This is a genomic window from Kitasatospora sp. NBC_00240 (assembly GCF_026342405.1).
Classification (GTDB): Bacteria; Actinomycetota; Actinomycetes; order Streptomycetales; family Streptomycetaceae; genus Kitasatospora.
The window spans coordinates 7,392,856-7,406,866 of sequence record NZ_JAPEMU010000001.1 but is presented as its reverse complement, the minus strand read 5'-3'; the positions used below and the strand labels follow the sequence as shown (position 1 = coordinate 7,406,866).

The following is a 14,011-nucleotide window of genomic DNA, read 5'->3' as shown; positions in this document are numbered from 1 at the left end:
AATCCGGATATGTCACGTTCCTTCGAAGAGCTGGTCGGGGAGGCCGAGGCCGTCCCGGTGGACGGCTGGGACTTCTCCTGGCTGGACGGCCGCGCCACCGAGCAGCGCCCCTCCTGGGGGTACCAGCGGACGATCGGCGAGCGGCTGGCCCGGGTGGACGCCGCGCTGGACCTGCAGACCGGTGGCGGCGAGGTGCTCGCGGGCGTCCCGAAGCTGCCGCCGGTGATGGTCGCGACCGAGGGCCGGCCGCCGAACGTGGCCCTGGCGACGCGGCTGCTGCACCCGCTCGGCGCGGTCGTCGTCGCGGACGGGGAGGAGGGGCCGCTGCCGTTCGCCGCGGAGGCCTTCGACCTGGTCACCAGCCGGCACCCGGTGGCCGTCCGGTGGGCGGAGATCGCCCGGGTGCTCCGACCCGGCGGCAGCTACCTCGCCCAGCACGTCGGTCCGGCCAGCGTCTTCGAACTCGTCGAGTACTTCCTCGGGCCGCAGCCCGAGGCGGTCCGCCGGGGCCGCCACCCCGACGACGCCCGCCGGGAGGCGGCGGCCGCCGGGCTGGAGGTGGTGGACCTGCGCCTGGAATCGCTGCCCACCGAGTTCCGGGACATCGGCGCGGTGGTGTACTTCCTGCGCAAGGTGATCTGGATGGTCCCCGACTTCAGCGCCGACCGGTACCGCGACCGCCTGCGGGAGCTGCACCGGCGGATCGAGGCCGAGGGGCCGTTCAGGGCCCGCACCACCCGCTACCTGATCGAGGCCCGCAAGCCCGGCTGAGTGCGCCCCGCCCACCCGCCCACCCGCCCACCCCGCGCACCGCGCCGGCCCCGCCGCCACTACAGCGGGTCGCCCGGGAGGTCCAGGTACTTCTGCCGCAGCAGGTCGATCACCGGGTGGCTGCCCGGCAGCGCCAGCCCGTCGACGGCGGAGATCGCCTGGACGCCGATGGCGACATTGGTGGCGAAGGCCGCCTCGAAGCCCGCCAGGTCGGCGAGCCGCACCGGCTCGGTGGCACCCCCGTGCACCTGCTTGACCAGCTCCATCGTGGTGCCCACCAGGCACCGCGCGGCCGGCCAGAGGACTTGGCCGTCCCGGACGAAGCCGACGTTCCAGGTACCGCCCTCGGAGATTTCCTGCTCGGCGTCGGTGAACAGGGCGTCGTCGAAACCGGCCAGCTGGGCCGCCCGGCGCTGCCGGAGTGAGCCGAACAGGCCGACACTCTTGATCTCCGGCGCGTCCCGGAGGAACTCCACCGACCGGACCCGCAGGGGTGGCAGCGGCAGCGCACCGGCCGGCCGGGTCGTCACCAGCACCTGCGGGCGGCCGCCCGCGCCCAGCCGGCCGATGTCCAGCGCCGGGTCGAAGACGGTGACCCGCACCACGCCGGTGCCGGCGGCCGGCGCCGCGCGCCGGGCCAGTCCGCGGACCCGCCCGGTGTCCAGCTCGACGCCGAAGACGGCCCGGCAGTCCCGGGCCAGCCGCTCCAGGTGCAGCGCCAGGCCGCGGACCCGGCCGTCCTCCACCCGCATGGAGGTGAAGTGGCCGTAGTTGGTCAGGGCCAGCGCCTGCAGCTCGTCCGCCCCGACGGGCCTGCCGTTGAGTTCCGCCATGCGCCCAGCATGCCAGCAGCTCCCGGGGCGTCGGGCCGGCACCTGCGGGAGGGCCGGGCGGGGCGGCTCAACTCGTCTCGGGATGCACCCGGTGCAGGCCGCGGCGGTCGTAGTAGGTGGTCATCGCGAAGCCGAAGACCAGTGCGGCGACGGTGGCGATCGCGATCATCACCCAGGCCCGGGCCAGCCCGGCGTCGGCCTGCGCCCCGAAGTACAGGATCGACCGGACGCCGTCGCTGAGCTGGCGCATCGGCTCGAACACCGCCAGCCCGCGGTAGAAGGTCGGCAGCGCCTGCAGCGGGATGGTGGCCCCGGAGGAGGGCAGGGACAGGGCGATGAAGATGAACATGGCGATCAGCTGCCCGATCCCGCCGAAGGCCGCCAGCAACGCCTGGACCCCGAGCCCGACGGCGGCGCTGGCACAGACCGAGAACACCCAGAGCAGCGGCAGGTGCGAGGCGTCCATGTCCAGGATCACCACCGTCGCCAGCATCACCAGGCTGGACGTCAGCATCGCCAGCACCGCGGACATCACGCTGGTGACCGCCAGGGTCCCGGTGCGGCTGATCCGGACCAGCGGCAGCTGGGTGCGCAGCGGGCCGAGCTCGCTGGCCGCGTACCCCAGCGAGACGTCCACGCCGTTGCTGATGATGTTGGCCCCGAGGAACCCGCAGAGCACCAGCAGCAGGGTGTAGTAGAAGGCCGTCAGGCCGAGTCCGCTGTGCGGGCCGATCGGATGGCCCACCTGGACCACCACCGCCAGCGGGTCGGCGACCAGCAGCCGGGCCGCGTTGGTCGCCGCGCCGCCCTGGGCCGCGGGCAGCGCGCTCAGAGTCGCGCCGAGCTGCAGCGAGGCCTGGTGCGCGGCCTCCTGGGAGATGGCGGAGGCCAGCGAGGAGGCCAGGCTGCCCACCCCGGGGTTGGTGAGAACGAGCATGCTCGGCCGGGCCGGTTCCGGCTGGGCCGCGGCGCCGAGCGCCGCCACCGCGGCGGTGAGGCCGGCCGGCGCCTCCAGCACCCCGTACAGCTTGCCCGAGGCCAGCTGCTCCGTTGCGGCGGCCTTGTCGAGCGGCCGCCAGGAGACCTGCTGCTGCGGGTCCGGCGCGGCGAGGACGCCGGCGGTGATCCGCGCGCCGAGGTTCTCCTGCTGCCCGCCCAACTGGGCGCCCTGGTCGGAGTTGACCAGGCCGATCGGCAGCCGGTGCAGATCCGTGCGCGGGTTGACGATGCCGCCCATGTAGAGCAATGAGAGCAGCAGTGCGACCGCCCCGACGATGATCGTCGGCAGCGCCCAGACCTTGGGGTTGCGCAGCACCTGCCAGGCGCTCACCCCGGCCCCGGACTGGTTCGAAGTCATGGCTCTCCCGCGAGCGTCGGTCGGGCGGCCCCCGCAGCAAGTTAGCCGCTCACGGCCGGACGGCCTCGGCGCCTCGCCCGCACCGACCCCGGGTCGGACCCGGTCGGCGGCGCCGCCGAGTCGCGCCGGCCGCGCGCGGAGAAGTGAAGTGGTGCCCGATGGGACGGCCTGCCGGACCGACGCCCTCGGACCGAGTCCCTGTCGTCGGGGGTGTGACCATTCAGCGGATGGACAACGTCGGCATCGTCGTCCACGACCTCGAGGACACCCTCGCCCGCCTCCGCCCGCACGGCGCCGAACTCGTCGGCGAGGTGACGCGGTACGAGGACAGCTTCCTGCTCTGCTGTCTCCGCGGACCGAGCGGAATCATCCTCGCGCTGGCCGAGCAGTTGGGCTGAGAGGGCGGCTGAGAGGGCGGGAGTCCGCTCCTGGCGGAGGACACCGGGTGGGCGGCGCGGCCGCCGGGGGCGGGCCCGGGCCGGTTCGCCGGCCGGGCCCGCCGGGCGGGAGCCGTCAGGCCTTGCCCTTCAGCCCCGCCGCCAGCTGGCCGGCCAGCTTGGTCGCGGTGGCCGTCCCCTTGTCGGCGCCGCTGCTCGCCAGCACCGTCACCACGGCGGTGCCCACCCGGGCCGCCACCAGGGTGGTGCCGCCCTGCCAGGCGGGGCTGGTCTGGGTGATCACGTAGGCCTCGTCGCCGACGCCCGGCAGCGCCTTCTCGGTGACCGTCACCTTGCTGCTGGTCTGCGGGTCGGTGTAGCCCGGGCAGGCCAGCGAGAGCTTGCCGAGCGCCCCGACCACCGTCTGGGCCGTCTTGTCCCGGTAGACGTCGATCTCCTGGGCCGACTCGGCTGAGGCGTTCTTGTCGATGTAGGCGTTCTCCGCGAACGAGACCCCGGCGATGCCGGTGATCTCCGTCCAGGAGGTCCCGCCGAGCCTGGTGCAGTCCGGCTCGGGCACCTCGGTGACGGCCGGCAGCTGGTAGGTGTCGCCGGTGTCGCGGGTGCTGGCGGCGTCGATCGCGAAGCCGGTGGCGAAGGCGGTGGCGGGCGCCAGCAGGGCCTTGAGCTGCGTCCCCGTCAGCAGGCCGGCGTTGGGGTCGGCGGCGGCGGGCGTCGCGGCGGGGGTGGCGGAGGGTGCCGCGGCCGGGGTCGCCGGGGCGGCCGCGGTGGTGGCCGGCGCGGGGGCGGCGGCCTGCGGGGAGGTGGCGGAGCAGGCGGTCAGCGCCAGCGGGAGCACGGCGACGGCAAGGAGTCCGGCGGCAGGGGTGATGAGACGCACGATGGGGCCCGACCTCGATGTTCGAATGATGCGCGCACCGGATCGTCCGGGCGCTCGGAGGTGTCCGCGGCCCGATCGGAGGGACCGCCGCCACGGCCGGACCCGTCGCCGGCCCGCCCGGCCGCCGGCCCCTCGCACCGGGGCGGCGTGGTGGCGCTGCGACGGCGGGCGGGGCGGGCAAGGCGGCGGGGCGGGCCGGGGTACGGGCCGGAACGGGCGGGTCGGCGGGGCGGCGGACGTCGGGGGACGTCGGCCAAGATCGGCGGAAGGACTCGCGCATCCCATCGGGTAACCACCGGTAGGACAAGGGTCCGGCGGAAGTCTTTGCCGGGACATGTGAAGTGTTTGCCAAAACGCCTGCGATCGAAGCGGATCAGGCGTATAAGCAAGGACGTCCTACCGCTCGGGACCCCGGCCGTGGCCTTCGCCGCCCGTACCGGCCCCGCCGCGGCGGAGCCCGCCCGCACCGGCCCCCCGGGCCGGGCCGGGTCTGGACGCACCGACTACCGTCGGTGTCACACTGCTACTGTCACAGCGAGAGTGTCCCGACCGGTCACCGCCGACAGGTTCCCCCGAGCAGCAAAGGCGCCGAGCCATGACAGCCACGCCCGCCACGCCCGGCCTGTCCGCCACCCCCGCCGCACCCGCGGTACCCGGCTCCTCGGCGGCATCCGACTCGGCAGCATCCGGACCCGCCGCCCCGGCCGCCGGCGACGCCCCGGGCACCCCGCCGCTGCGGCTCACCGTCGACGAGCTGGCGGCGCGGGCCGGTGTCACCGTCCGGACCTTGCGCTTCTACAGCACCAAGGGCCTGCTGCCCCCGCCGGAACTGGGCCCGCGCCGGGTCGGCCTGTACGGGGTCGCGCACCTGGACCGGCTGGAGCTGATCGAGGAACTGCAGCGGCAGGGCCTCACCCTCGCCGCGATCGAGCGCTACCTGGCCCGCCTGCCCGAGGACATCAGCTCGCTCGACCTCGCGATCCACCGCGCGCTGGTCGCGTCCTGGATGCCGGAGACCGCCGAGGAGACCGGCCGGGCCCAGCTGGAGCGCCGGGCCGGGCGCGCGCTGTCGGACGCCGACATCGCCCGGCTGGCCGCGATGGGCGCCCTGGAGCGGACGGCCGACGCCGACGTGTTCCGGGTCGACCCGGGCCTGCTCCCGCTCGGGGTGCGGGTGCTGGACGTGCCGATCCCGCTGGAGACCCTGGTGGCGGCCCGGGCCGTGGTGCTCGGGCACAGCCGGGCGACGGCGCACGAGCTGCACCGGCTGTTCCGGGAGACGGTCTGGAAGCCGTACCGGGAGAGCGGCCCGGCGCCGGCCGAGCTGGAGCGGATGAAGGGGCTCACCGACCACATCCAGCCGATGATCGCGCAGGCCCTGGTGACGGCGTTCCAGCGCTCGCTGCGCGAGGAGCTCGGCGAGGACCTGGGCGACCAGGCCGACGGGCCCGCCGAAGGCTGACCCTGACCTCGGCCCCGGGCCCCGGCCGGGCCGGCCCGGCAACGACGGACGGCGCCGCGCGCGGGTGTGATCCCCGCGCGCGGCGCCGTCCTTACCGGTCCGGACCGGTCCCGCAGGTCCGGCTCAGTCCGCGAACCGGCCGCCCTCGGCCGCCAGCCGCTCCAGCATCGCCGGCGGCTGGAACCGCTCGCCGTACGCCGCCGCCAGCTCCCGGGCCCGGGCGGTGAACCCGGGCAGGCCGCCCCGGTACCCGTTGATGTACTGGAGCACGCCGCCGGTCCACGCCGGGAACCCGATCCCGAGGATCGAGCCGACGTTGGCGTCCGCGACCGAGGTCAGCACGTTCTCCTCCAGGCAGCGGACGGAGTCCAGCGCCTCGGCGAAGAGCATCCGCTCCTTCATGTCCTCGAACGGGATCTGCGCCTCGGCGCCCCGGGTGAAGTGCTCGCGCAGCCCGGGCCACAGCCGGACCCGGCGGCCGTCCTCGTACTCGTAGAAGCCCGCGCCGCCGCTGCGGCCGGGGCGGCCGAACTCGTCGAGCATCCGGTCCATCACCACGTCGCCGGGGTGCTCGGCCCAGGTGCCGCCGGCCTCCTCGACGGCCCGCCGGGCCTCGCCGCGGATCTTGCGCGGCAGGGTGAGGGTGAGCTCGTCCAGCAGCGAGAGCACCTTCGCCGGGTAGCCGGCCTGGGCGGCGGCCTGCTCCACCGAGACCGGGTCGACGCCCTCGCCCACCATGGCGACGCCCTCGTTGATGAACTGCCCGATCACCCGCGAGGTGAAGAAGCCGCGCGAGTCGTTGACCACGATCGGCGTCTTGCCGATCAGGCGGACCAGGTCGAAGGCGCGGGCCAGCGCCTCGGCGCCGGTCTCCGGGCCGCTGATGATCTCCACCAGCGGCATCTTGTCGACCGGCGAGAAGAAGTGCAGGCCGATGAAGTCCGCCCGGCGCTCGACCCCCTCGGCGAGCAGCCCGATCGGCAGGGTGGAGGTGTTGGAGCAGAGCAGCGCGTCCGGCGCGACGACCTGCTGGACCTCCTGGAACACCTTGTGCTTCAGCTCCGGGTTCTCGAACACCGCCTCGATCACCACGTCGCAGCCCGCCAGGTCGGCGGCGTCGGCGGTCGGCGTGATCCTGGCCAGCAGCTCCGCCCGCTGCGCCTCGGTGGAGCGGCCGCGCGCCACCGCCTTGTCCAGCAGGCCGGCGGAGTACGCCTTGCCGCGCTCGGCCGCCTCCACGGTGACGTCCTTGAGCAGCACCTCGACGCCGGCCTTCGCGCAGGAGTACGCGATGCCCGCGCCCATCATGCCCGCGCCCAGCACCGCGACCTTGCGGACCTCGCGCGGCGCCACGCCCTTGGGGCGGCCCGCACCGGAGTTGACGGCCTGCATGTCGAAGAAGAAGGCCTGGATCATGTTCTTCGAGATCTGGCCGCAGGCCAGCTCGGTGAAGTACCGGGCCTCGATCACCATCGCGGTGTCGATGTCGACCTGGGCGCCCTCGACCGCGGCGGCCAGGATGTTGCGCGGGGCCGGGTAGTCCGCGCCGGCCAGCTGCTTGCGCAGGTTGGCCGGGAAGGCCGGCAGGTTGGCCGCGAACGCGGGGGTGCTCGGGGTGCCGCCGGGGATCCGGTGGCCCTTGACGTCCCAGGGCTGGACGGCCTCCGGGTTGGCCGCCACGAAGGCGTGCGCCTTCTCCAGCATCTCCTCGCGGGTGGAGGCCAGTTCGTGCACCAGGCCGTTCTCCAGGGCCTGCGCCGGGCGGTACTGCCTGCCCTGCAGCAGGACCTTGAGCAACGCGTCGGTGATGCCCATCATCCGCACGGTGCGCACCACGCCGCCACCGCCGGGCAGCAGCCCGAGGGTGACCTCGGGCAGTCCGATCCTGCTGCCGGGCGCGTCCATCGCGATCCGGTGGTGGCAGGCCAGCGCGATCTCCAGACCGCCGCCGAGGGCCGCGCCGTTGATGGCGGCGACCACCGGCCGGCCGAGCGTCTCCAGGGTGCGCAGGGCGCGCTTGATCCGCATCGAGTTGGCGAAGACCTGGTCGGCGCTCTCCGGCGTCGCCGCGGAGATCAGCCGCAGGTCGCCGCCGGCGAAGAAGGTCTTCTTCGCGGAGGTGACGATCACGCCGCGCAGGCCCTCGGTGGCCTTCAGCCGCTCGACCGTCGCCTCCAGGGCGTCGATGAAGGCGGCGTTCATGGTGTTGGCGGACTGGGCGGGGTCGTCGAGGACGAGGGTGACCACGCCGTCCTGGTCCTGCTCCCAGCGGATGGCAGTCGTGTTGCTCATGAGGTGGAGGTCTCCCGTTTCAGATGCGCTCGATGACGGTGGCGACGCCCATACCGCCGCCGACGCAGAGGGTGGCCAGGCCGTAGCGCAGGTCGCGGCGCTCCAGCTCGTCGATCAGGGTGCCGATCAGCATCGCGCCGGTCGCGCCCAGCGGGTGCCCGAGGGCGATCGCGCCGCCGTTCACGTTCACCTGGTCGTGGCGGAAGCCGAGTTCGCGGATGAAGCGGAGTGCCACGGCGGCGAAGGCCTCGTTGATCTCGACCAGGTCGATGTCGGCGGCGGTCAGGCCGGCCTTGGCCAGGGCCTTGCGGGTGGCGGGGGCCGGCCCGGTCAGCATGATGGTCGGCTCGGAGCCGGAGACCGCGGCGGACACGATCCGGGCCCGCGGGCGCAGCCCGTACCGCTCGCCGATCTCGCGGGAGCCGATCGCGACCAGGGCCGCGCCGTCCACGATGCCGGAGGAGTTGCCGGCGTGGTGGACGTGGTCGATGGACTCGACCCAGTGGTACTTCTGCAGGGCGACGGCGTCGAAGCCGCCGGCCTCGCCGATGCCGGCGAAGGAGGGCTTGAGGCCGGCCAGGGTCTCCACCGTGGTGCCGGGGCGGATGAACTCGTCGTGGTCCAGCACGACCAGGCCGTTGACGTCCTTGACCGGGACGACCGAGCGGTCGAAGTACCCGTCGGCCTGGGCCTTGGCGGCGCGGGCCTGGGACTCGGCGGCGAAGGCGTCCACGTCGGTGCGGGACAGGCCCTCGATGGTGGCGATCAGGTCGGCGCCGATGCCCTGCGGGACGAAGCCGGTCTGATAGCTGGTCATCGGGTCCATCGCCCAGGCGCCGCCGTCGGAGCCCATCTTCACCCGGGACATCGACTCGACGCCGCCGGCCAGGATGAGGTCCTCCCAGCCGGAACGGACCTTGGCGGCGGCCAGGTTGACGGCCTCCAGGCCGGAGGCGCAGAAGCGGTTCTCCTGGACGCCCGCGACGGTGTCCGGCAGGCCGGCCGCGATGGCGGCGATCCGGGCGATGTCGGAGCCCTGGTCGCCGATCGGGCTGACCACGCCGAGCACGATGTCGTCGATCGCGGCCGGGTCCAGCCCGGGGAACCGGGCCTGCAGTTCGTGGATCAGGCCGACCACGAGGTCGATCGGCTTGGTGCCGTGCAGCGATCCGTTCGCTTTGCCCCGGCCTCGCGGCGTGCGGACAGCGTCGTAGACGTACGCTTCGGTGGTCACGGTGGGTGCCTTTCCGGGAGGGTCTAGCCGAGGAGGGAGCGGCCGACGATCTCTTTCATGATCTCGGTGGTGCCGCCGTAGATGGTCTGGATCCGGCCGTCGGTGAATGCCTTCGCCACCGGGTATTCGGCCATGTAGCCGTATCCGCCGTGCAGTTGGAGGCAGCGGTCGGCGGTGCGCTTCTGCAGTTCGGTGGCCCACCACTTGGCCATCGAGGCGTCCACCGGGGTGAGCGCCCAGCGGTTGTGCTCGGTGATGCACCGGTCCACGAAGGCGCGGGTGACCGCGCACTCGGTGGCCAGTTCGGCGATCTCGAAGCGGACGTGCTGCAGCTTGGCGAGCGGTCGACCGAAGGCCTCGCGCTGCTTGACGTACTCGGTGGTGATCTCGACCAGGTGCTCGGCGCCGGCGATCGCGGACACCGCGATGGCGAGCCGTTCCTGGGCGAGGTTGCGCATCAGCGAGACGAAGGCGCCGTTCTCCTCGCCCAGCAGGTTGGCCTTCGGCACCCGGACGTCGTTGAAGAACAACTCGGCTGTGTCCTGGGCCTTCTGGCCGATCTTGTCGAGGTTGCGGCCGCGCTCGAAGCCGGGCATCCCGCGCTCGACCACCAGCAGGCTCAGCCCGTGCGCGCCGCCCTCGGGGGTGGTGCGGGCGACCACCACGACCAGGTCGGCGAGGATCCCGTTGGAGATGAAGGTCTTGGAGCCGTTGAGCAGGTAGTGGTCGCCCTGGTCGACGGCGTGCGTCCGGATGCCCTGGAGGTCGGACCCGGCCCCGGGTTCGGTCATCGCGACGGCGGTGACGAGCTCGCCGCTGCAGAAGCCGGGCAGCCAGCGGCGCTTCTGCTCCTCGTTCCCCAGCGAGGTGAGGTACGGGCCGATGATGTCGTTGTGCAGGCCGAGCGCCAGGCCGGAGGCGCCGGCCCGGGTGAACTCCTCGGCGAGGACCGCGCTGTAGCGGAAGTCGCCGCTGCCCCCGCCGCCGTACTCCTCGGGAACGGCCAGGCCCAGCAGGCCCTGCGCGCCGGCGGCCGTCCAGGCGGAGCGGTCGACGATGCCGGCCCGCTCCCAGCGGTCGTGGTGCGGGAGCACCTCCTTGGCGAGGAAGGCCCGGACGGTCTCCCGGAAGGCCTCGTGCTCCTCGGTGTAGATGTCTCGCTGCACTGCGGTGTCCTCTCGGGGCGGTCGGAGCCGGGGCGGCGGTCAGCGGGGGGCGAGCGCGGGTACGCCCCAGTCGCGGGCGACCTCGGCGGTGTCGGCGCCCGGGCGGGCCGGGGGCCGGCGCAGCGTGCCGGGAGTGGCGGAGAAGCGCGGGGCCGGGGCCGGCTGGGTGACGCCGTCGACCTGGGTGTAGGTGCCGCGCGCCGCCAGGTGCGGGTGGCCGGCCGCCTGCCGCATGCTCAGCACCGGCTCGACGCAGGCGTCGGTGCCGTCGAAGACGGCGGTCCATTCGGCCAGCGTGCGGGTGGCGAACCGGGCGGCGATCCGGGCCCGCAGCTCCGGCCAGCGCGGGATGTCGAACTGGCCGGGCGCGTCCGGTCCGAGGTCCAGCAGCTTGCCGAACTCGGCGTAGAACTGCGGTTCCAGGGCGCCCACCGCGAGGTGGCCGCCGTCGGAGGCCTGGTACACGGCGTAGCAGGGCGCGCCGCCGTCGAGCAGGTTGACGCCGCGCCGGTCCTGCCAGCGGCCGGCGGCGAGCAGGCCCCAGAGCATCGAGGTGAGGTGGGCGGCGCCGTCCACCACGGCGGCGTCGACGACCTGGCCGGTGCCGGTCTCCCGGGCGTGGTGCAGGGCGGCCAGCAGGCCGACGACCAGGTAGAGCGAGCCGCCGGCGTAGTCGCCGAGCAGGTTGGCGGGGATCGCCGGCGGGCCGTCCGGGTCGCCGATCAGGCCGAGGGTGCCGGCGAGCGCCGTGTAGCCGATGTCGTGGCCGGCCCGGGCGGCGAACGGGCCGTCCTGGCCCCAGCCGGTCATCCGGCCGTAGACCAGGGCGGGGTTGCGGGCGAGGCAGGCCTCGGGGCCGACGCCGAGGCGTTCGGCGACGCCGGGGCGGTAGCCCTCGATCAGCAGCTGGGCGCGCTCGACCAGGCCGAGCACCTGGCCGGGCCCCTCGGGGGACTTGAGGTCGACCAGGACGGACCGCTTGTTGCGGTTGGTGACGTCGTACGCCGGGTCGATGCTGAGCGGCCCGGCGCCGGGGCGGTCGACCCGCACCACGTCGGCGCCGAGGTCGGCCAGCAGCATGGCGGCGAACGGGCCCGGGCCGATGCCCGCGAGCTCCACCACCCGCACGCCGGCCAGCGGGCCGGGGTTGGTCGCGCCGTCCACTGCTGCCCCCTTCGTCGGTTTGACAGTAAAGCTGTAACACTGGCGATGATAGATAAGCGACCCGCCGGTAACAAGGGCGGCGCGCACCCGGTCCGCGGGCGCCGGCCGGGACGGCCGGGGCACGCCGGCCGGCTCCCGCCACCGCCCCACCCCGCCCCACCACCGGGCCGTCACCAGGCGGTCACCGACCCCCGGCCCCGGCCGGTTCCGGCCACCGACCGCGCCGCTGCCCGCCGCCGCTGCGGGCGGCCCGGCACCTGACGTACAGTCGGTCCGGTGAACGCGGGGGTACGGGGGATCGGCAGCGCGCTGCTCGGACGGCGGCCGCGCCGGCGGTGGGTGCATCTGGTGCTGGGCGGCGCCCTGTTGATGCCGTACTGGCTGCTGTCCTCGGTGATCCTGGGCGCGCTCTACCCGGGTGGTGAGCCGCTGCGACGGGTCGCCCTGCAGTTCGTCGCCTTCGGCACCGCGCTGCCGCTGGCGGCGGTCACCGCACTGCTGCCGATGGTCCGGGTGCTGGAGGGCACGGCCGCCCGGGTGCTCTGCGCCGGGGCCGCCGGAGAGCTGTCCACCGGACCGGCCCGGTCCTGGGCGGCCCGGCGGCGGACGGCCGCCTGGTACGTGCTGCACCTCTTCCTGGGCGGCGTGGTGAGCGGGATGTCGCTCTCCGTGCCGCCGGCCGCCGTGACGCTGCTGCTGCCCTTCGGCGCCCTGGACCACGCCCCCACCTGGTGGCGGGAGCACCAGTGGTTCGGCGGCCCGGCGCTGGGCCTGGCGCTCGTCCTGCTGCTGCTGGCCGCCAACGCCGGGGCCGGCGCCGTGCTCGCGCGGTCGGCGCCGGCGCTGCTCGGGCCGACCCCGGAGGAGCGGCTCGCGGCGGCCGAGCAGCGGGCCACCGTGCTGGCCCAGCGCAACCGGCTGGCGCGGGAGCTGCACGACTCGGTGGGGCACGCGCTGAGCGCCGTCGGCCTGCAGGCCGCGGCCGCCGCCCGGGTGCTGACCGACGACCCGGCGTTCGCCGCCGAGGCCCTGCGGGCCATCGAGCGGACCGCCCGCGAGGCGGTGGCCGAACTGGACAGCGTCCTGGGCCTGTTGCGCGAGGAGGAGTCGGCGGGGTCGGCGCCGGCCGGTCCGACGCTGGCCGTCCTCGACGACCTGCTGCGCCAGCTGGAGCGCACCGGCGTCAAGGTCCGGGCCTCCCTCCCGCCCGGCCTGCCCGGGCTGCCGCCGGCCGTCTCCCGGGAGGCCTACCGGATCGTCCAGGAGGGGCTGACCAACGTGCTGCGGCACGCGGGGGCGGCGCCGGCGGTGCTGCGCATCGAGCTACGTCCGGACCGGCTCGAGCTGGAGCTGACCAACCCGCTGGCCGCCGGGCGGTCGCCCCGGCCGGGCGGGGGCCGGGGGCTGCGCGGGATCGCCGAGCGGGTCACCGTGCTGCGCGGGGGCTGCGAGGCCGGGCCGACCCCGGACGGCGGGCACTGGCGGCTGGCCGTCCGGCTGCCGCTGCGCACGGCGGCGGACCCGGCACCGGCGGGCAGCCCGACGACGGGGAGCCCCACGGCAGGGAGCCCGACGACGGGGAGCCGGACGACGGGGGCGACACCATGACGGGCGCCGTCGGGACGGCCGGACGCCGCGAGCACCGCGAACCCGCGCAACGACAGGGTGGACATGATGACGGGGGCGACGACATGACGACGGCGGACGGTTCGGCACAGGACGGTTCACCGACGGGCGCCGCGGCGGCCGGGCGGGCCCCGGGTGAAGGCCCGGAGCCGATCCGGGTGCTGGTCGCCGACGACGAGCGGCTGGTGCGGATGGGCCTGCGGGTGGTGATCGATGCCGAGCCGGACCTCACCGTGGTCGGCGAGGCCGCCTCGGGCGCCGAGGCGGTGCCGCTGGTGCGCGAGCTGCGGCCGGACGTGGTGCTGATGGACGTCCGGATGCCGGGGATCGACGGTATCCGGGCCACCGAACAGCTGATGGCGACCATGGACGAACCGCCGAGGATCCTGGTGGTGACCACCTTCGAGCACGACGACCACGTCTACGACGCGCTGCGTGCCGGGGCCGCCGGGTTCCTGCTGAAGCGGGCCAGCGCGGACGAGATGGTGCAGGCCGTCCGGCTGGTGGCCCGGGGCGACTCCCTGCTGTTCCCGGCCGCCGTACGGGAGCTGGCCCGGCGGCAGGCCCCCGTACGCCGCCCGGACGCCGGCCTCGGCCCGGTCGGCCGGCTCACCGGGCGGGAGGGCGAGGTGCTGCGGCTGATGGCGGCGGGGCTGAGCAACGCGGAGATCGCCGGCCGGCTGGTGCTGAGCACCGAGACGGTCAAGACGCACGTCGGCGCCGTGCTGGCGAAACTCGGCGCGCGCGACCGCACCCAGGCGGTGATCGCCGCGTACGAGTCGGGCTTCGTGCTGCCCGGCTAGCAGCGCCCGAACCCCTGGCCGGGCC

General features: G+C 74.7%; 11 protein-coding genes and 1 pseudogene. 5 read left to right on the top strand and 7 right to left on the bottom strand.

The genetic code is table 11. The annotated features are described in order from the left end of the window. Positions 1–9 precede the first annotated feature (9 nt). Positions 10–771 carry a class I SAM-dependent methyltransferase gene (locus OG689_RS31700; RefSeq protein WP_266324273.1) on the top strand — a complete coding sequence of 254 codons (762 nt, stop codon included), beginning with the start codon at positions 10–12 and terminating at the stop codon, positions 769–771. A gap of 59 nt (positions 772–830) precedes the next feature. On the opposite strand, the gene OG689_RS31695 is transcribed toward OG689_RS31700, so the two are convergent. Both OG689_RS31695 and OG689_RS31690 read right to left on the bottom strand, forming a co-directional pair. After that, positions 831–1,604, bottom strand: a complete 774-nt coding sequence (locus OG689_RS31695) for an aminotransferase class IV family protein (RefSeq protein WP_266324272.1) — start codon at positions 1,602–1,604, stop codon at positions 831–833. A 67-nt stretch (positions 1,605–1,671) separates the two neighbouring features. Next, positions 1,672–2,961: a DUF3533 domain-containing protein gene (locus OG689_RS31690; protein ID WP_266324271.1), complete on the bottom strand. Its 1,290-nt coding sequence runs from the start codon at positions 2,959–2,961 to the stop codon at positions 1,672–1,674. A 248-nt stretch (positions 2,962–3,209) separates the two neighbouring features. Here OG689_RS31690 and OG689_RS31685 point away from each other — a divergent pair. Then, positions 3,210–3,359: pseudogene (locus OG689_RS31685) on the top strand (VOC family protein); the annotation flags it as partial. A 115-nt stretch (positions 3,360–3,474) separates the two neighbouring features. Here the strand turns inward: OG689_RS31685 and OG689_RS31680 are convergent. After that, positions 3,475–4,239: a hypothetical protein gene (locus OG689_RS31680; RefSeq protein WP_266324270.1), complete on the bottom strand. Its 765-nt coding sequence runs from the start codon at positions 4,237–4,239 to the stop codon at positions 3,475–3,477. A gap of 595 nt (positions 4,240–4,834) precedes the next feature. On the opposite strand from OG689_RS31680, the gene OG689_RS31675 reads away from it, so the two are divergent. Next, the gene (locus OG689_RS31675; protein WP_266324269.1) at positions 4,835–5,701 is read left to right on the top strand and encodes a MerR family transcriptional regulator; all 867 of its coding nucleotides are present in this window, start codon (positions 4,835–4,837) and stop codon (positions 5,699–5,701) included. Between the two features lie 123 nt (positions 5,702–5,824). Here the strand turns inward: OG689_RS31675 and OG689_RS31670 are convergent, their stop codons facing one another. The 4 genes from OG689_RS31670 to OG689_RS31655 are packed head-to-tail and all read right to left on the bottom strand — an operon-like array spanning position 5,825 to position 11,557. Next, a complete protein-coding gene (locus OG689_RS31670) occupies positions 5,825–7,993 on the bottom strand; it encodes a 3-hydroxyacyl-CoA dehydrogenase NAD-binding domain-containing protein (RefSeq protein ID WP_266324268.1) in 2,169 nt (722 codons plus the stop codon). A gap of 19 nt (positions 7,994–8,012) precedes the next feature. After that, positions 8,013–9,227, bottom strand: coding sequence for an acetyl-CoA C-acetyltransferase (locus OG689_RS31665; protein ID WP_266324267.1), 1,215 nt, complete (start codon positions 9,225–9,227; stop codon positions 8,013–8,015). A gap of 23 nt (positions 9,228–9,250) precedes the next feature. After that, complete coding sequence (locus tag OG689_RS31660; RefSeq protein ID WP_266324266.1) at positions 9,251–10,393, bottom strand: acyl-CoA dehydrogenase family protein; 1,143 nt, start codon at positions 10,391–10,393, stop codon at positions 9,251–9,253. Positions 10,394–10,432: 39 nt separating this feature from the next. Continuing rightward, positions 10,433–11,557: a CaiB/BaiF CoA-transferase family protein gene (locus tag OG689_RS31655; protein ID WP_266324265.1), complete on the bottom strand. Its 1,125-nt coding sequence runs from the start codon at positions 11,555–11,557 to the stop codon at positions 10,433–10,435. Between the two features lie 276 nt (positions 11,558–11,833). Here OG689_RS31655 and OG689_RS31650 point away from each other — a divergent pair, with 276 nt between their 5' ends. Together OG689_RS31650 and OG689_RS31645 are read left to right on the top strand one after the other, a co-directional pair. Next, positions 11,834–13,165, top strand: a complete 1,332-nt coding sequence (locus OG689_RS31650) for a histidine kinase (RefSeq protein ID WP_266324264.1) — start codon at positions 11,834–11,836, stop codon at positions 13,163–13,165. A 170-nt stretch (positions 13,166–13,335) separates the two neighbouring features. After that, positions 13,336–13,986: a response regulator transcription factor gene (locus OG689_RS31645; protein ID WP_266327572.1), complete on the top strand. Its 651-nt coding sequence runs from the start codon at positions 13,336–13,338 to the stop codon at positions 13,984–13,986. The last annotated feature ends 25 nt before the right edge of the window (positions 13,987–14,011 follow it).

What these genes read in the sequence shown, in the direction of transcription:
- OG689_RS31700 (WP_266324273.1), top strand. Translation starts at nt 10, where the DNA reads ATGTCACGTTCCTTCGAAGAGCTGGTCGGGGAGGCCGAGGCCGTCCCG.
- OG689_RS31695 (WP_266324272.1), bottom strand. Translation starts at nt 1,604, where the DNA reads ATGGCGGAACTCAACGGCAGGCCCGTCGGGGCGGACGAGCTGCAGGCG.
- OG689_RS31670 (WP_266324268.1), bottom strand. Translation starts at nt 7,993, where the DNA reads ATGAGCAACACGACTGCCATCCGCTGGGAGCAGGACCAGGACGGCGTG.
- OG689_RS31690 (WP_266324271.1), bottom strand. Translation starts at nt 2,961, where the DNA reads ATGACTTCGAACCAGTCCGGGGCCGGGGTGAGCGCCTGGCAGGTGCTG.
- OG689_RS31675 (WP_266324269.1), top strand. Translation starts at nt 4,835, where the DNA reads ATGACAGCCACGCCCGCCACGCCCGGCCTGTCCGCCACCCCCGCCGCA.